We start from the raw sequence: 17,241 nt of genomic DNA on the forward strand, positions 1-17,241 counted from the left end.
GGCGGGTCGTTGGAGCCAATTAGCACCATAACCAAATTAGTAGCATAGCTGCCGGCACAAAGCAAGAACAAAGTTGCTCCTTCAGCGTTGGAACGCGGCTTTATTCCAGCTTGGGTTCCTCGCCCCCACGAAAGTGGGGGAGAGGTGGCTCGGCGAAGCCGAGACGGAGAGGGGGACTGCGCCCTACGAAAGGCCCCCTCTCCGGCCGCTTCGCGGCCACCTCTCCCCCGCTTCGCGGCGGGCGAGGAACCCAGGTCTTGAGAGGTCGAGGGCAACCTCGGCAAGCGTCATCCGAGTTGGATCTTCCTCTGAACGTTCTGCCTGATCGCCAAAGCCCTCAGAATTCTATCCCCTGCTGCGCCTTCACGCCGGCGGCAAAGTGGTGCTTGGTCACGCCCATCTCGGTGACCAGGTCGGCTGCCTCGACCAGCGCCGGCTTGGCGTTGCGGCCGGTGACGACGACATGCAGGCCCTCGCGACGCGCCTTCAGCGCTGCGACCACCTTTTCGAGGTCGAGATAGTCGTAACGCAGCGCGATGTTGAGTTCGTCAAGCACCACGAGGCTGATCGACGGCTCGGCCATCAGCTCGAGTGCCTTGGCCCAGGCGGCCTCGGCCGCCGCGATGTCGCGTTTCAGGTCCTGCGTCTCCCAGGTAAAACCCTCGCCCATCGCGTGCCAGACGACGCGGTCGCCGAAGGCAGCAAAGGCGTCCTTCTCGCCGGTGTGCCACTTGCCCTTGATGAACTGGACGACGCCGACGCGCTTGCCGTAGCCGAGCATTCTGAGCGCCAGCCCGAAGGCGGCCGTGGTCTTGCCCTTGCCCGGACCGGTGTTGACGATCAACAGCCCTTTCTCGACCGTCTTGGCTGCAACCTCGGCGTCCTGCACCGCCTTGCGCTTGGCCATCTTGGCGCGGTGGCGTTCCTCGTCCTTGGGATCGATGTGGTCGGTATCAGCCATGTCATTTCACCCTGAGCGGCAGCCCCGCCACCATCAAAAGCACAATGTCCGCGACAGAGGCGACGTCTTGGTTCAGCCGGCCGGCGGCGTCGCGAAACCGTCTTGCCAGCGCATTGTCCGGCACGATGCCCTGGCCGACCTCGTTGGACACCACGAACCAGGGGCCACGCGGCCGCGACAGCACATCCGCCAGCCTTCGGCATTCGGCCTCGACATCATGTTCGGCCAGCATATGGTTGGTCAGCCACAGCGTCAGGCAGTCGATCAGCACCGGCTGGCCGTCAGGCAGCGCCTCGATCGCGCCGGCAAGGTCGAGCGGCGCATCGATGGTCGTCCAGCCGGCACCGCGGCGCGAGCGGTGCAGCGCGATCCGTTCGCGCATCTCCTCGTCATAGGCTTGCGCCGTCGCGAGATAGCTCCACGGCGCCGGACAGGCACTCACCAGCCTCTCGGCATGCGAGCTCTTGCCGGATCGCGCACAGCCGATGATAAGGGTCAGTGCCCCGGCAGCGCGGTCAGGCAAAGCTGTCGCGCAGGCTGGTCGCCGTGCCGGTGAAGCGGCCGCGCACCACGCCGACGACCGCGCCGAGCACCAGCCAGAACACCAGATTGGTCAGCGTCACCGCCACCACGAACTGGTGGTGCAGGCCTTCCGGGATCGCCGTCTCGAAACTGTCGGGCTGCGGCGCGCCAACGATATGCGGCGCGACGATCAACGCCACCGCAAGGACCGCCAGCGGCAGCGATCTGCGGAAGGCGATAAGGCCGAGACCGGCCGCGGTCGCCACCACTGTTGCCCACCACCAGATCTGGCGTTGGACAAGGTCGGCCGCCGGCATCGCCGGCAGTTCCGGCGGCAGGCCGAGGCCCGGCGCCAGGGTGAACACGGCAAAGCCGGCCAGCCCCCAGAACAGGCCCTGACGCCAATTGCCGATGCCGCCGGCGAACTCCGAAACCGCAACCAGGACCAGCGCAAAGCCGATACCGGTGACGATATTGGCAACGACGCTGAAGGCAAAGCGTTCGAAACCGTCGGCCGGCGCCCAGCCTTCGTCCTCCGCCGGAGCCATTGCTTCAGCCGGCGCGGCGCTGCTCATAGCCATCGTGCCCCCGGCGTTTTCGACCGGTGCCGCAGGTGCGGCGGCATGGTCATGGCCGCCGCCGGCCTGTTCGTAGACTTCCGCCTTCAGGATGAGCGGCACCGTGGCATAGGCCTGCATGCAGGCGAGAGCGACGCCGGCCACAAGCCCTGCGATCGCCGCGATGAACACGACGTTGCGAAACAGTGTCATGATGTCAGCCCCTTGTCAGTGGCAGGGAAAGCCCATCGAGTGGCGATAGTCGTGCGCGGCATTGTGGACCGCATCGATATGCGAGAAGCCGACAAAGCCCATGACGAAAATGCCGAGAAATGCAGCAAGCGCCAGCTGCATGAAACGCGACTGCGAGGAGACGGAAGCGCCGAGCGAGACGGAAGCGGTATTCATGTCTTGTCCTTTCGCCCTCCACCCGAGGGCATAGAAGTCAGTTTCCTGTCGCCGGCAGGTCTCCTGGCTCGCGGATCAGCGTCCTTCCCCACCTTCCCGAAGGCGAACCTTCAGTGGCATATGGAGAGGACTACCGCACACAGTTGCGGGGGCAGCCACGGCATTGGGCAAACAATTTCGCCCGCACCGCATTCCCTCTTGGTTCCAAACGGAACCGACGACATCAGCGACTATAGGCAGAATCGCCGCGCCCGGCAAACCAAATTCCGCCGGATCGTGTGGCGAATGCGCCGCCTCGCAAGCTCGCCGACCGGCACTGCGATTGACAATTTTTACCGCCGGGTGTCGCTGGCGGATGGGGAAGAAGCCGGCATGCAACCCAGCCCGAATGAGCGCGGTCCCTACAACGGTCTGACGCGGGCCGAGCCGACGCTGCCGTCATCGGCCTATTGGGACATCGCGGCCTACCAGCGCGATCTAGAGGCCATCTGGTATCGCAACTGGCTGCTGGTCTGCCGCGAGGCCGACCTTGCCCAGCCGCTGGCTTTCAGAACGTTCCGCATAGGCACGCAGGAGGTCGTCGTGCTGCGCGACGAGACCGGCGAATTGCGCGCCTTCCACAACACCTGCCGGCATCGTGGCTCGCAGCTTTGCCAGCAGAGCGAAAGGCCGGCTGAAGGCGCGGCTCATCACCTGCCCTTACCACGCCTGGTTCTATTCGCTGCGCGGTGATCTGGTGCGCGTGCCATCGAAATCGCTGCCGGACGGTTTCGACAAGGCCGATCATCCGCTCTACCGCGTCGCGCTTTCGGTGTGGCGCGGTTTTGTCTTCGCCAACCTCGCCGAGGATGTTGCCGGCTCAGCTGAAACATCCTTCGATCCGGCATCCGGCGACCTCGCCAACTGGCCGCTGGAAACGCTGCTGAGCGGCCATGTGCTGCGCAAGGTGATGAACTGCAACTGGAAGATCTTTTGGGAAAACTTCAACGAGTGCCTGCACTGCCCCGGCGTCCACAAGGACCTGTCGCGGCTGGTGCCGATCTATGGCCGCGGCCTGATGGGCCGCCACGACGATCCCGAATGGGCGCGCCACGCCGACAATGACGCGCCGGAATTTTCCGGCGGCTTGCGTGCCGGGGCCGAAACCTGGTCGCGCGACGGACGCGTTCACGGCTCGGTCTTTTCCGGCCTGACGCCGGCCGAACGTACCGCCGGGCAGACCTACGCCACCAGCCTGCCGTCGATGTTCGTCGTCGGCCATGTCGACTATGTCAGGACCGTGCGGCTGGTGCCGCTTGGGCCGGAGCAGACCGAACTCACCGCCGAATGGCTTTTTTCGCCCGAAGCGCTCGCCGATCCGGCGGCGGATATCGACAACATCATCGCCTTCGGTACCCAGGTGCTGGAGGAGGATGCTGATATCTGCGAGGTCAACCAGATGGGCCTGCGCTCGATGCGCCACAAGGCCGGCGTGCTGATGCCCGAGGAATATGACTTGCACCGCTTCCACAACTGGGTGCGCGAGCGGCATGCCGCACTTCAAAGCGATTTGGGCAGATAGCGCCAGGTGACGAAGCCGCAGACTGCCGCCAGCAGGCCGAGTGTCGCGAAAACCGCGCCCAGGCCGAAGAACGCCAGCACCACCGAATAGACCAGCGGCGGCGTCAGCTCGGAAAAGTCGAGATAGGTGCGGTAGACCGCCGCCATCTGCGCCCGCTCATACGAGCGCACCGAGCGCATGAAGGCGGTCGAGCCCAGCGCATCGAGCGCGATGGTGAAGAGGGCACCGCAAAGCAGCAACGCGCCGGTGACGAGCGGTGCGGCCTCGCCGACGGCGCCGGCCGCCAGCAGCGTCGCCGACATGGCGAAATAGGCGAACGTCATGGTGCGCCGGCCGCCGAAACGCCGTCCCGCCCTGCCCCAGAAGATGGCCATGAACAAAAGCGCATTGCCGGCCGAAACCAAGAGGCCGCCGGCCAGCTTGCCCTCGCCGGTGATCACCATGAACAACGGCCCATAGACGAAGAACGTCGTCCAGAAGCAGGAGCGGCCGAAGGCGATCAGCCAGGCGAGTCTCAGCCTTGGCTGCGCGACGAAGCGGCCGATATTGGCCAGCGGATTGACCGGCCGCGTCTTGCCGGGGCGGATCGACGGGTTGTCGCCAAGCCGATAAGTCCAGAACAGCGCCAGCAAGGCCATGGCGAAGACGGCCACCGCGCCATGCGCGGCATAGATGCCGAAACGCGTGTAGAGGAAAATGCCGAGCGTCGGCCCGGCGGTCCAGGCAAGCATCGACCACGCCATGCGCAGCGACTCGGCCTGCATGAAATCGGTCTTGCGGATATGATCCATGATGTAGAGGTTGAGCGTGATCGCCAGCGCGCCGGCGCCGACGACGCGGCAGAGCATGCCGACCACCTGGCCGGCCAGGGTATGGGTGACGAAGAACAGCGAGCCGGCGGCCAGCAGGCAGGCGCCGGCGGTATAGACCCAGCGCCGGGCAAAGCGGGCGATCAGCATCGGCATGAACAGCGTCGCCGACAGGCCGAGCATCGCCACGATCGTGTAGAGGATCGAAACGATCTGCTCGTTGTGCAGGATCTCGTAGGCCTGGATCGGGATGACGCTGGATACGGTGGCGCGCGCGAAGGATTCGACCGCATAAAGCGAGGCGAAGGTGCGGGCATCCGCCGGCCGCAAGGCCGCGAGCCAGATCGGATGGCGCACATGGGTAGCCATTGCTTTCCCCGAAGCCGAATCGCCCGAAGCAGGGTTTGGAGCACAAATCTGCCGCGGCGATTCCTTGCCGGGTAACAGGAAACCGACGCCTTCACGGCAAAAAGCGAAGCCGGCCAAAGGCTTTCCGGCTCTGGCCTAAAGCAGCTCTGATGCCGACCGGCACCAACGCGACGCAAGGCCCTGCTTCTTTTGACGGTGGCAACCGTGATAGTCGTCTTGCCGGGGCTGAACCAAGACAGCGAGACCAATGAGCATCGCCACGCCGACCGCAGCCGTTCAGGATCAACCGAAGTCGAAGCGCATCGCCGCCATCGACATCGCACGCGGCATCGCTTTGCTTGCTATGGCGAGCTATCATTTCACCTGGGACCTCGAATTCTTCGGCTACACCGATCCCGGCCTCACCGCCTTCGGCTGGTGGAAAATCTACGCGCGCTGCATCGCTTCGAGCTTCCTGTTCCTGGTCGGCATCAGTCTCTATCTCGCCCATGGCAAAAAAATCCGCTGGACCGGCTTCTGGAAGCGCTTCGCCATGGTTGCCGGGGCAGCACTCGCAATATCGCTGGTCACGCGCATCGCCACGCCCGACGGCTTCATCTTCTTCGGCATATTGCACGAAATCGCGCTCGCCAGCCTGCTCGGCCTGGCGTTCCTGCGCCTGCCGGCGCTGCTGACGCTGCTTGTCGCCGTATTCGTTGTCGCTGCGCCCTTCTACCTGCGATCCGAAACTTTCGATCAGCCGGCTTTGTGGTGGGTCGGCCTGTCGGCGACCAATCCGCGCTCCAATGACTACGTTCCGCTGCTGCCGTGGTTCGGTGCCGTGCTTGCCGGCATCGCGGTTACCAAGCTCGCCTCCACCTCCGGCGCGCTGACGCGGCTGTCGGCCATGACGCCCGGCCGCTGGGCAAACCCGCTGGTCTTCATCGGCCGGCACAGCCTTGCCTTCTATCTGATCCATCAGCCGGTGCTGATCGGCTCGGTCTGGCTGTTTTCGCAATTCATGCCGGCGCAGGTCGAAACCAGGGAGGTGAATTTTCTGAAATCCTGCCAGATATCCTGCGAGCAGGCGCGCGACACCGAGTTCTGCTCCAGCTATTGTGCCTGCATGCTGGACACTCTCCAGGGCGAAGCCTCGCTTGAGCGGCTCTACAGCAACGACCAGTCCCCGGAGTGGAAGGCGCATATTGGCGAGCTCGCCGGCATCTGTACCGCCCAAACCGAGGCGGGGGAACCGGGAACGCGCTAATCGAGGGAGGACAACAATGAGCGACACTCACCCGAAACCCGTGCAGCAAAATCCTGGGCAGCCGAAGCTTGGACACATCCCATGGCCGCCGCTGATCTATACCGCCGCCATCATCGTCAGCGTCGCGCTAGGGCTGTTCTATCCGCTGCCGTGGATCGGCGATCTTCTCGGCGACATCCTGTTCGCCGCCGGCCTTGTCGGGTTGGTGGCGGTCGCCGCGCTCTGGTTCACGGCAATCCGCACCATGATCCGCGCCAAGACGACGCTCAACCCGAACGGCGTGCCGGACCATCTGGTGACCACCGGCCCCTTCGCCGTCAGCCGCAACCCGATCTACCTCGCCAACACATTGCTGCTGGTCAGCCTCGCCTTTGTCTCTGGGATCGCCTGGTTCCTGCCGCTGGCGGTCATCGCGGCGTTCCTGACGCAGAAGCTGACGATCGAGAGCGAGGAGAATGTGCTGACGGCCAAATTCGGCAAGAAGTACCGGGACTACGCCAAAAGGGTGCGGCGCTGGATTTGAGCCGAGGCTGACACCGCGCTTATGTGGTGACGCCGAGTTCCACCAGCCGCTCGACGCAGGATTCCTCTGCCTGGTCGAGCTCGGCCAGCGTCTCTTCGAGGTCGCGGCGTTTCTGGCGCAAATCCTCGCGCTTTTCCTCGATGCGCTTGATCATCAATTTGAGTTGGCCGACCTCGCCGGGCGGCTCCCTGTACATCTGGATGATTTCGCGGATCTCATTGATCGAGAAGCCGAGCCTCTTGCCGCGCATGATCTGGCGGATGAGATGCCGGTCCGACGGACGGAACAGCCGGGTGCGGCCGCGCCTTACCGGCTGCACCAGCCCTTCGTCCTCGTAGAAGCGTAACGTCCGCGTCGACACGTCGAATTCGCGGGTCAGCTCCGTGATCGAATAATATTCCCGCATCGTCACTCCAATGCCCCGGCCACGCCGCGAGTTCCAACTGGCCGGCGCCGCCAACGTCCAGGCGCGTACCAGAATCGGCGGACAAGGCACCTTCCAAAGCCTCGCACGGCATTTACGTAAAAGTCAATTGAGGTGCCGTTCAGCGCACGCCGAACCACCATGTGGCAAGCCCGAGAAAGGCAAAGAAACCGACGACGTCGGTGACCGTGGTGACGAAAACCGCCGAAGCCACAGCCGGATCGATCTTGAAGCGGTCGAGCAGCAGCGGGATAAGGATGCCCGCCAGAGCCGCCACGAACATGTTGATGATCATCGCAGCCGCAATGATGCCGCCGAGATTGCGATCGTGGAACCAGGCAGCAGCCACGAGGCCGATCAGGATGGCGAAGATGATGCCGTTGATGAAGCCCACCCCGATTTCGCGGCGGATGATGCGGCCGGCATTGTAGATGTCGAGGTCCCTCGTCGCCAGCGCCCGCACCGTGACGGTCATGGTCTGCGAGCCGGCATTGCCGCCCATGCCGGCGACGATCGGCATCAGCACCGCCAGCGCCACGATATGCTCGATGGTGCGGTCGAACAGGCCGATCACCGAGGCCGCGAGGAAAGCCGTCAAAAGATTGACCAGCAGCCACGGCACGCGCGAGCGCGAGGTCGAAAAGATGCTGTCCGAGAGTTCTTCATCGCCGACGCCGCCCATGCGCAGCAGATCTTCCTCGGCCTCCTGCTGGATGACGTCGACGACGTCGTCGATGGTCAGCACGCCGACCAGCCGCTCGTTCTCGTCGACGACGGCGGCGGACAGAAGATCGTATTGCTCGAATTCGCGCGCCGCCTCTTCCTGGTCCATGGTGGCCGGGATGGCATGCCTGGTCTCATGCATGACCTCTTCGACCTTGACCGAACGCTTGGTGCGCAGGATCTGGTCGAGGTCGATGGCGCCGAGCAGCTTGAAGCTCGGATCGATGACGAAGATCTGGCTGAAGCGGTCGGGAAGATTGTTGTCCTCGCGCATGTAGTCGATGGTTTGGCCGATCGTCCAGAAGGGCGGCACCGCGACGAACTCCGTCTGCATGCGGCGGCCGGCGGTCTCTTCGGGATAATCGAGCGAGCGCCGCAGCCTGATCCGCTCGGTGAACGGCAATTGCGACAGGATCTCGTCCTGGTCCTCCTGGTCGAGATCCTCGAGAATGTAGACGGCGTCGTCGGAATCGAGCTCCTGCACCGCCTCGGCGATCTGCGCATTGGGCAGATTGTCGACGATGTCGCGGCGGATCGCCTCGTCGACCTCGGTCAGGGCAGAAAAATCGAAATCCTTGCCCAGCAATTCGACCAGGGCGCGGCGCTGTTCCGGGTGCAGGGCCTCGAGCAGGTGGCCGAGTTCCGACTGGTGCAGATCGTCGACTTCACGCTTCAGCGTCAGCGTATCGCGATCGGCGATCGCTGCACCGATCTGGGCGAGAAACGACGACAGGATGACGCCGTCCTCGTCATAGATGTCGGCGCGGCGCTCCTCGGCGGCCCTGGCGCCGGTCATGTATTCGTCCTGGCCTTCCACCAGCGCCTCCCGCCATCGGATTTCCGGATAAGGTGCCTGTCAGGTCTAGACCATGATCCTGAAAAGTGGAAACCGGTTTTCCGAAAAGATCTTGGTCGAACACAAAGATGGAGCGGCGGCATGATTTGGCTTGAGAATCGGCCTCTCCGTGCGCAACGGACGGATATCAGACGACCTTGCGAGCTGCCGGTTGCTCAGGTTGATAATTAGATAATTCTAATTTAGTATCTCTATAATTACCGCTAATAAATGGAGGGTGTTTATGGCGAAGTATCTGTTTACCAGCCTTGCGTTGGTTTGTTCGGGAATACTTTTGAGCCCGATTACCGCCGAGGCAAAGGCCTTCAAATCTTTTCAGGGCAAGGAATGCAAGCCTGACTACAAACGGCTTTGCCCAATGACACCGATCGGCAAATGCGACCTTCAGAGCATGATCGAGCAGTTGTCACCCGCCTGCAAGGCTTTCGTCGAGAAGCACCGATAATCCAGCTCTGGTACCGCCGCTGACCAACCGCCGGGTAGTCCGCGACAACGCTAGGTGTGGTGTGCTCGCCGTTCCAGTTGGGGCATCGTTCGCCCAACAACATTAATCCCAGTGGCCGGGCAGAACGGCACATGCTGCACCGGGAATGAGGCGAGGCCGACAGTGCGACGGCCTCGCTGGTATGGACTGGAAGGCTTCCCGATCAGGCGGCGTGGCGCTGGGCCTCAGCCGCATAGCGGTCCAGGAGCCCGCTCCAGCCACCCTCGGATTCGAAGGCCTGGCGCGCTGCCTCCGCGGTTTCGCCCATGTTCTCCAGAAGCCTGTGCTCGAGTTCCACACGCGTCGCGTTCTCGCCGAGTGCGACAAAGCGGATCTCGACTTCGGTCAGCAATGCCGGATCGTAGCGCCAATCGGCTCCAATGCGCCAGGCGAGCGTCAGCCTGGACGGCGGATCCCAGGCGAGAACCTCGCCCCAATCGCATTGTGACCCATCCTCACCGATCTCGTACCAGCGGCCGCCGGCTTTCGGTTCGATCACCGCGGTCGTCAGGGCGGATTTGCCGATCGAGTGCGAAGCCGGCCACCAGCGCCCGAACCCTGTCGTGAACACATCGAATGCCTTGTCGAGCGGCACCTCCACCGTCACCGACTTCCTGACCGGCGCGGGCTTGATCATGGTCGTCATTTCCTCTTCTCCTTGCTGTTGTCGACTTCCCGTTTGAAGGCGTCGAGCGCATCGCCCCACATGCGGTCGAGCCAGGCGCGCATCTCGCCGAGCCCATGCGGGTCGAGATGATAGATGTTGCTGGCACCTTTCGGCTCTGCGCGGACCAGCCGGGCTTCCTTCAAAACCTTGAGGTGCTGCGATACCGCCGGCTGCGAGACCGGAAGCACTCGTGTCAGATCGATGACCGAACGTGGCCGATCGGCGATGAGCTCGAACACCTTGCGGCGTGTCGGATCGGCCAAGGCCACCATTCCTGCATAATCATAAACCATGGCTTATGATAAGCTAAAACTTATGATAGGTCAACTGGGGAAGCGGTGGACCGGTGTTGAACACCCGGCCGGTTCGGCCCCCCGAGGCTCCGGGGCGTTCCTTCACACGGGGCATGGGCAGCAATGCGGATGCAAGATTGCTCAGGGAAGCAATCCACCGCGTGCGGGTCGGCCGGCAAATGTCGATCACCGGGGAAAAAGTAAACCTGGCGGCAAGGTTTTTACCTTATCGGTGTATGTGTCTCTCCGGCGAAACGTTAAGAACGGGTAAATTGGTTTGGCCCTAACCACGGAAGCCTCTCGCTACAGGCCCTCCGCCATATGGCAATTGCGCCTCTCCCTGTTCATGGCGATATACGTTTTAGGCGCATCTGCACTATATCCAGAACTATTCTATACATCAGCCTTAATCTATTCTCACAAGTTTCTTATTGGTATTCCGGTGTTGTTTATCGGTGGTGTCTGTTGTGCCGCGATACTCCACGGCCGGCGGCAACCCGTTCGCTACGCCCTGGATTTGGTTCAAGGGCGCTGGCGCGGCTGTCTGCTGGTGCTGCTGTTCTTCTTCGCCAGCTTGACCGCGTTCTCTACCTACAAGATCGCCATCCCGTCCGTCGTCCCATACTATGCCGACAACTGGTTGGCCGACGCTGATGAATGGCTGCACGGGATGCCGCCATGGGAGATCGTCCATAAGCTCGACAGCAACAATTGGTCGCTCGTCGTCTTCAACAGCTATGAAGTCATTTGGTTTTACCAGTGGTTCGGCACCATCCTTTTCGTGTCGCTCTGGTCGGACGAGATTGCCCGCATCCGCTATCTCTGCGCAGCAGCGCTGACGTTGTGCGTCCTCGGAACGGTCTTGGCCCTGGCGCTGGCATCGGTCGGGCCGGTTTACTACCACCACTTTATTGGCGTGGATCGCTTCCACGGATTGAATGCCGCTTTGGACAGACTGGACCATAGTTACATGGTGCGGGAACCCTCGGCATATCTCCTGATGGCTTACCAGAGCGGCCGGCCAAGTCTTGGGGGCGGCATCTCAGCCATGCCAAGCATGCATGTCGCCTTTGCCGCATTGAACGCCTATTTGCTTTCCTCAATCAATCTCTGGCTTGGCGTTCTGGGTTGGACCTTTGCAGCCCTGATCCTGTACGGATCGGTGTACACTGGCTGGCACTATGCCGTGGACGGCTACGCATCGATCGTTGTTGTATCTGTGATCTGGTGGGCGACCGGACGCCTGGTGCGCGAATAATTATGTGCGCTTGTCGGTAGATGGCCATGCCCGCCGATGGCGTCTTCGCATGGGCCAAACTCGCGACCGCAATCAGGCAAAAGCCTCGTGCCCTGACAAGGACGCTCCCTGCCATGCTCGAACTCAATGGGTTAGAGGTTCCGCTTTCGAATTTGATTGGTGCGGTCGAGATGCAACGCCGCACCGCCTCGACAGTTGATTTTAAAGGGTTTTTGGTAGAATTCCGTAGCGATTTGTATCACAGTTTGTATCTCAGTCCGTATCGCACGATGCGGACCCGGCACCAGCTAAGTAGCCCTTCTTACGAAGGCCGAAACGCGCCCGCTTCAAGAGTCTTTTGCCTAACTCAAACGCTTGGCTAGGAAGGAGCACAAGAAACTTTCGAAAGCCATCCGATCGAAAAGGCAGCGGAGATTTAGAAGGCACGAATTTACGATGCCGCCGTTTCCGCTACTCAGCCGCCTCGGCATAGTGTGCCGGCACATAGTTGAGAATGGGGCCGAGCCAGCGCTCGACATCGGCGATTGGCATCGCCTTACGGCGCGCATAATCCTCGACCTGGTCGCGTTCGATCTTGGCGACGCCGAAATAATAGCTTTCGGGATGGGCGAGATAAATGCCCGACACGGAAGAGCCCGGCCACATCGCATAGCTTTCGGTCAGGCTGACGCCCGCATTGCGCTCGCCGTCGAGCAGCCGGAACAGCGTTGCCTTTTCGGTATGGTCGGGCTGCGCCGGATAGCCGGGAGCCGGGCGGATGCCACGATAGGACTCGCCGATCAAATCGTCCGGTGCCAATGCCTCGTCAGTTGCGTAGCCCCAGAATTCCTTGCGCACCTTCTCGTGCATACGCTCGGCGAAGGCCTCGGCGAAACGGTCGGCCAGCGCCTTGACCATGATCGAGGAATAGTCGTCATTGGCCCGTTCGAATCGCTCTGATATCGCCACCTCCTCGATGCCGGCGGTGACGATGAAGCCACCGATATAATCGGGCTTGCCACTCTCGGTGGGTGCGACGAAGTCCGACAGCGCGACATTGGCCTTGCCGTCTCGCTTGGTCAGTTGCTGGCGCAAGGTGAAGAACGTCGCCAGTTCCTGCCATCGCGCCTCGTCGGTGAACAGCCTGATATCGTCGCCGACGGCATTGGCCGGCCAGAAACCGATGACGCCGCGTGGCGCGAACCACTTTTCGGCGATGATCTTCTTCAGCATCGCCTGCGCATCCTCGAACAGCTGGCGCGCGGCTGGCCCCTGCGCCTCATCCTCGAGGATCCTAGGATAACGGCCCTTCAGCTCCCAGGTCTGGAAGAACGGCGTCCAGTCGATGTAGCGCGCCAGCTCCGTCAAGTCCCAGTTGTCGAACACTTTTACGCCGGTGAAGGACGGTTTTGGCGGCTCATAGGCCGACCAGTCGATCCGGTGCGCATTGGCTCTCGCCCTGGGCAGCGGCAGTCGCTGCTTGTCGGCTTCGGAGCGGGCATGCGCGTCGGCGACCTTCTTGTACTCGGCCCGCACGGTCTCGACATAACCGCCCTTGGTCTCGTTTGACAAAAGCAACGACACCACGCCGACGGCGCGGCTTGCGTCGGTGACGTAGACCGTCTGGCCCCTGGAATAGCGCGGGTGGATCTTCACCGCCGTGTGCACGCGGCTGGTCGTCGCGCCGCCGATCAGCAGCGGAATGTCGAAGCCTTCGCGCTCCATTTCGGCGGCCATATGCACCATCTCATCAACCGACGGCGTGATCAGCCCTGACAGGCCGATAATGTCGACCTGTTGCTCGCGCGCCGTCTGCAGGATCTTCGCAGCCGGCACCATGACGCCGAGATCGATGATCTCATAATTGTTGCAGGCGAGAACGACGCCGACGATGTTCTTGCCGATGTCGTGGACATCGCCCTTGACCGTCGCCATCAGGATTTTTCCGGCCGTCTGGCGCTCGCCATTGTCGATGCCATTGGCGGCGTTGGCCAGCTTCTCGGCCTCCATGTGCGGCAGCAGCCCGGCCACTGCCTGCTTCATCACCCGCGCCGACTTCACCACTTGCGGCAGGAACATCTTGCCGGAGCCGAACAGGTCGCCGACGACGTTCATACCGGCCATCAGCGGGCCTTCGATGACATGCAGCGGGCGCTCGGCGGCGCGCCGCGCCTCATCCGTGTCCGCGTCGATGAATTCGGTGATACCGTTGACCAGGGCGTGCGAAATGCGCTGCTCGACAGGCCAGTCACGCCAGGCGAGATCGCGCTCCTGCGCCTCCTTGCCCGCCGTGCCCTTGAAGCGTTCGGCGAGTTCCAGCATGCGTTCGGTCGCCGTGCCGCCGCCCTTCGGCTCACGGTTGTTGACGACATCCTCGCAGGCGTCGCGCAGGTCCGGATCGATGGTGTCGTAGACGGCAAGCTGTCCGGCATTGACGATGCCCATGTCCATGCCCGCCTGGATGGCGTGGTAGAGGAACACCGCATGCATGGCCTCGCGCACCGGTTCGTTGCCGCGAAACGAGAAGGACAGGTTCGACACGCCGCCCGAAATATGAACATAGGGAAGCGTCGTGGTGATCTCGCGCGCTGCTTCGATGAAGTCGACGCCGTAATTGTTGTGCTCCTCGATGCCGGTGGCGATGGCAAAAACGTTCGGATCGAAAACGATGTCCTCCGGCGGGAATCCGGCCTGCTCGGTCAACAGCTTGTAGGCGCGGGTGCAGATTGCGACCTTTCGCGCTTTGGTGTCGGCCTGACCGTCCTCGTCGAAGGCCATGACGACCACCGCCGCGCCATAGGCACGCACCAGTCGGGCATGATGCAGGAAGGCTTCTTCGCCCTCCTTCATCGAGATGGAGTTGACCAGCGGTTTGCCCTGCACGCATTTCAGGCCAGCTTCGATGATCTCCCATTTGGAACTGTCGATCATCACGGGAACACGGGCGATATCAGGTTCGGCCGCGATCAGGTTGAGATACTCGACCATCGCCCTCTTCGAATCGATCAGGCCCTCGTCCATGTTGATGTCGATGATCTGGGCGCCATTGGCGACCTGGTCGCGGGCGACATCGAGCGCGGCGACATAGTCGGCCGCCGTGATCAGCTTCCTGAATTTTGCCGAACCGGTGACATTGGTGCGCTCGCCGACGTTGACGAATGGAACCTCGTCGGTCAGCGTGAACGGCTCGAGCCCCGACAGGCGCATCTTCGGTTCGATGTCGGGAACAGCGCGCGGTGGATATTTCTTCACGGCCGCTGCGATGGCGCGGATGTGGTCGGGCGTCGAGCCGCAGCAGCCGCCCACGATATTGACCAATCCCTCCCGCGCAAAATCCTCGACCTGCGCGGCCATGAATTCCGGACTCTCGTCATACCCGCCGAATTCGTTGGGCAGGCCGGCATTCGGATAGGCGCAAGTGAACGTATCGGCGACACCGGATATCTCGGCCAGATGCGCGCGCATGGCGTTGGCGCCGAGCGCGCAATTCAGGCCGATGGTGAAGGGGCTGGCATGGCGCACCGAATGCCAGAAGGCGGTCGGCGTCTGCCCGGACAGCGTGCGGCCGGACAGGTCGGTGATGGTGCCGGAGATCATCACCGGCAGGTACACGCCCTTCTCGATGAAGATCTCGTTGCAGGCGAAGATCGCCGCCTTGGCGTTGAGCGTGTCGAAGATCGTCTCGATCAGGATGATGTCGGCGCCGCCGTCGATCAGGCCGCGCAGCTGCTCGCCATAAGCAAGGCGCAGGTCGTCGAAGGTCACGGCGCGATAGCCGGGATTGTTCACGTCTGGCGACATCGAGGCGGTGCGGTTAGTCGGCCCGAGCGCGCCGGCGACGAAACGGCGCTTGCCGTCCTCCTGCTCGGCACGAACAGCGGCGCGGCGCACCAGTCGCACGCCATCGCGGTTCAACGCGTAGACCGCATCCTCCATGCCGTAATCGGCCTGGGCGATTGAGGTCGAGGAGAAGGTGTTGGTTTCAAGGATATCTGCGCCGGCGATGGCGTACTGATAGTGGATCTCCTCGATCGCCCCAGGCTGCGTCAGGATCAGCAGATCGTTGTTGCCCTGCTGGTGGCAGGCACAGCCGGCGAAGGCCTCACCCCGGAAATGGTCCTCGTCAAACCCGAGGCCCTGGATCTGCGTGCCCATGGCGCCGTCAAGGATGAGGATGCGTTCGTGCACCGCTGCGGTCAGCGCAGCAAGCACTTCGGAACCGTTGAGCTTTGCTGCGGCGGGGCCGAACAGGTCATCCAGCGATGAGGAACTTTGCGACATTTTTCATCCTCAAGACGACAGTCGCACTCAAGTCACATAAAGACATCTTTATGTCAACATACGCCGTCTAGCTCTGTTTGTCACGCTTGTTCCCCACGCATCGGTTTTCGCCGGGCTGAGGCTGGTGATGCCGCTGGTGCCGCCGCCGCCCAAATGACCGCGCCAAGCGTCAGGCCGATGCCGACGTTTTCTCCATCGCTGCGATCAGTTCTTTCTACGGCGGATCCGCATGTGGCTGGATAGGATCGCCGGCAGTTTGCTCATGATCTTCGGACTGCGACTGAAGTTCAGCTATAGGTCCGACTCGAGCCGTTGCGCGAAGGGCAGCTTTGAGCGCCATGAAGGTCGCCTTATGGCGCAACTAGGATGTCCAGGGTAATCGCCTGCAGCGTCCGCTATCCGGCAATCGCAAAAATCGCCTCAAGGGCGGACATTGCGCGCGAAGCGGGCATTCGCCGTTCGAGACATAAGTTTCTTTCGGTGAACCTATGAAATCGACAAGCAGCACGGGCCCTCTTCTGCGCTCTGCCGCGAGGACGAGGTATTGCCCCTGCGGCGCTGGCTGCCCGCTGGTGAATTCAAAGGAGTAGTGCAGCCGCTCCTACTCCGATGAACAAACAGAGGGACACCGATGTCGTTCGCGATCCGCCAATGGTCCCGGGGAAAAACGCGTGGCGGCAAAGAGAACCCCGCACCATGCAGACTCGAACCAGTATATCCATGGGCCTTGCCAAATGTTCCGCACCTGCAAAACACCGACTGAACGATATCAATCTATTACAGTTGAACGCGAGTCTTATGAGATGCAACGCCGCAACGGCTCCCGCGTTGATTTTTAAAACTTTTTTCTAGGGTTCCGTAGCGATTTGTATCACAGTTTGTATCTCAGTCTGTATCGCACGAGGCGACCGAGCCACTGGGTAAGCGGCCCTTCTTTCGAGCAACCGAAACGACATTCAGCGTTGTCGTCTTTGCGCCAAGAGCTGTTCTCGCCGAGCCAACCTCCAATGTCGCGTTTGGGGCCGGAAGTTGACGGTCTGCTTTTGGTACTGGCTTGTCAGAAGCAGCCATTACGCTGCCGACCCAATGTGGGTCGTATAGAGTGTCATACACACCGCCGAAATACGACCTATGTCCAAAAACCCTCATCCGACTACTTCGGCTGACATCCAGACAGCCCGCTTCTGCACTCGGCTCCACCGACAGGGAAACCTTTGCGGAGTTGACTGTTGTAGCTACAAGACAGAGGAGAAGGTTGAATGGCATCCGTCCGATACATCGTCGCGGACGTCGACGAGGCGGTCGCGTTCTATCGAGACA

The 17,241-nt window shown here is 61.9% G+C and carries 16 protein-coding genes and 1 riboswitch; of the genes, 6 read left to right on the plus strand and 10 right to left on the minus strand.

Going from position 1 to position 17,241, the window contains the following annotated elements; all coding sequences use genetic code 11:
• Positions 1-337 precede the first annotated feature (337 nt).
• Genes cobO through NKH70_RS34285 form a run of 4 tightly spaced genes read right to left on the minus strand, consistent with a single transcriptional unit; the run spans position 338 to position 2,448 of the window.
• On the minus strand, positions 338-961 hold the full coding sequence (cobO, locus tag NKH70_RS34270) for a cob(I)yrinic acid a,c-diamide adenosyltransferase (RefSeq protein WP_352714618.1): 624 nt from the start codon (positions 959-961) through the stop codon (positions 338-340).
• 1 nt (position 962) lies between these two features.
• Positions 963-1,484, minus strand: coding sequence for a bifunctional adenosylcobinamide kinase/adenosylcobinamide-phosphate guanylyltransferase (cobU, locus tag NKH70_RS34275; RefSeq protein WP_353027354.1), 522 nt, complete (start codon positions 1,482-1,484; stop codon positions 963-965).
• Positions 1,477-2,253: a CbtA family protein gene (locus NKH70_RS34280; protein WP_352917272.1), complete on the minus strand. Its 777-nt coding sequence runs from the start codon at positions 2,251-2,253 to the stop codon at positions 1,477-1,479. The genes cobU and NKH70_RS34280 overlap by 8 nt, the downstream gene beginning before the upstream one ends.
• 15 nt (positions 2,254-2,268) lie before the next feature.
• On the minus strand, positions 2,269-2,448 hold the full coding sequence (locus NKH70_RS34285) for a CbtB domain-containing protein (protein ID WP_023720718.1): 180 nt from the start codon (positions 2,446-2,448) through the stop codon (positions 2,269-2,271).
• Between the two features lie 36 nt (positions 2,449-2,484).
• A riboswitch (cobalamin riboswitch) is annotated at positions 2,485-2,682 on the minus strand.
• 51 nt (positions 2,683-2,733) lie between these two features.
• Here NKH70_RS34285 and NKH70_RS34290 point away from each other — a divergent pair.
• Both NKH70_RS34290 and NKH70_RS34295 read left to right on the plus strand, forming a co-directional pair.
• Positions 2,734-3,180, plus strand: a complete 447-nt coding sequence (locus NKH70_RS34290; protein ID WP_352978665.1) for a Rieske 2Fe-2S domain-containing protein — start codon at positions 2,734-2,736, stop codon at positions 3,178-3,180.
• Complete coding sequence (locus tag NKH70_RS34295; protein ID WP_353027355.1) at positions 3,086-4,009, plus strand: SRPBCC family protein; 924 nt, start codon at positions 3,086-3,088, stop codon at positions 4,007-4,009. The genes NKH70_RS34290 and NKH70_RS34295 overlap by 95 nt, the downstream gene beginning before the upstream one ends.
• On the opposite strand, the gene NKH70_RS34300 is transcribed toward NKH70_RS34295, so the two are convergent.
• Positions 3,988-5,187, minus strand: coding sequence for an MFS transporter (locus NKH70_RS34300; protein ID WP_352714613.1), 1,200 nt, complete (start codon positions 5,185-5,187; stop codon positions 3,988-3,990). The two genes, NKH70_RS34295 and NKH70_RS34300, sit on opposite strands and share 22 nt — an antisense overlap.
• A gap of 247 nt (positions 5,188-5,434) precedes the next feature.
• Here NKH70_RS34300 and NKH70_RS34305 point away from each other — a divergent pair, with 247 nt between their 5' ends.
• Both NKH70_RS34305 and NKH70_RS34310 read left to right on the plus strand, forming a co-directional pair.
• Positions 5,435-6,433, plus strand: a complete 999-nt coding sequence (locus tag NKH70_RS34305) for a heparan-alpha-glucosaminide N-acetyltransferase (RefSeq protein ID WP_352978659.1) — start codon at positions 5,435-5,437, stop codon at positions 6,431-6,433.
• A gap of 16 nt (positions 6,434-6,449) precedes the next feature.
• Positions 6,450-6,956, plus strand: coding sequence for a methyltransferase family protein (locus NKH70_RS34310; protein WP_353027356.1), 507 nt, complete (start codon positions 6,450-6,452; stop codon positions 6,954-6,956).
• Between the two features lie 19 nt (positions 6,957-6,975).
• Here NKH70_RS34310 and NKH70_RS34315 read toward each other — a convergent pair whose 3' ends face one another.
• Together NKH70_RS34315 and mgtE are read right to left on the minus strand one after the other, a co-directional pair.
• A complete protein-coding gene (locus NKH70_RS34315; protein WP_023676566.1) occupies positions 6,976-7,362 on the minus strand; it encodes a MerR family transcriptional regulator in 387 nt (128 codons plus the stop codon).
• A 139-nt stretch (positions 7,363-7,501) separates the two neighbouring features.
• On the minus strand, positions 7,502-8,899 hold the full coding sequence (mgtE, locus tag NKH70_RS34320) for a magnesium transporter (protein WP_502908459.1): 1,398 nt from the start codon (positions 8,897-8,899) through the stop codon (positions 7,502-7,504).
• Between the two features lie 283 nt (positions 8,900-9,182).
• Between mgtE and NKH70_RS34325 the strand changes: the two genes are divergently transcribed.
• On the plus strand, positions 9,183-9,404 hold the full coding sequence (locus NKH70_RS34325) for a hypothetical protein (RefSeq protein ID WP_352466850.1): 222 nt from the start codon (positions 9,183-9,185) through the stop codon (positions 9,402-9,404).
• 202 nt (positions 9,405-9,606) lie between these two features.
• Here the strand turns inward: NKH70_RS34325 and NKH70_RS34330 are convergent, their stop codons facing one another.
• Both NKH70_RS34330 and NKH70_RS34335 read right to left on the minus strand, forming a co-directional pair.
• The gene (locus NKH70_RS34330) at positions 9,607-10,089 is read right to left on the minus strand and encodes an SRPBCC family protein (RefSeq protein ID WP_352978653.1); all 483 of its coding nucleotides are present in this window, start codon (positions 10,087-10,089) and stop codon (positions 9,607-9,609) included.
• On the minus strand, positions 10,086-10,403 hold the full coding sequence (locus NKH70_RS34335; RefSeq protein WP_023720727.1) for an ArsR/SmtB family transcription factor: 318 nt from the start codon (positions 10,401-10,403) through the stop codon (positions 10,086-10,088). Before NKH70_RS34335 ends, NKH70_RS34330 begins: the two co-directional genes overlap by 4 nt.
• Before the next feature lie 277 nt (positions 10,404-10,680).
• Between NKH70_RS34335 and NKH70_RS34340 the strand changes: the two genes are divergently transcribed.
• Positions 10,681-11,661: a phosphatase PAP2 family protein gene (locus NKH70_RS34340; RefSeq protein ID WP_353027357.1), complete on the plus strand. Its 981-nt coding sequence runs from the start codon at positions 10,681-10,683 to the stop codon at positions 11,659-11,661.
• Between the two features lie 450 nt (positions 11,662-12,111).
• Here the strand turns inward: NKH70_RS34340 and metH are convergent, their stop codons facing one another.
• Positions 12,112-15,921 carry a methionine synthase gene (gene metH / locus NKH70_RS34345; protein WP_353027358.1) on the minus strand — a complete coding sequence of 1,270 codons (3,810 nt, stop codon included), beginning with the start codon at positions 15,919-15,921 and terminating at the stop codon, positions 12,112-12,114.
• Between the last annotated feature and the right edge of the window lie 1,320 nt (positions 15,922-17,241).

The sequence above is a fragment of the Mesorhizobium sp. M0991 genome, from assembly GCF_040318915.1.
Lineage (GTDB): Bacteria > Pseudomonadota > Alphaproteobacteria > Rhizobiales > Rhizobiaceae > Mesorhizobium.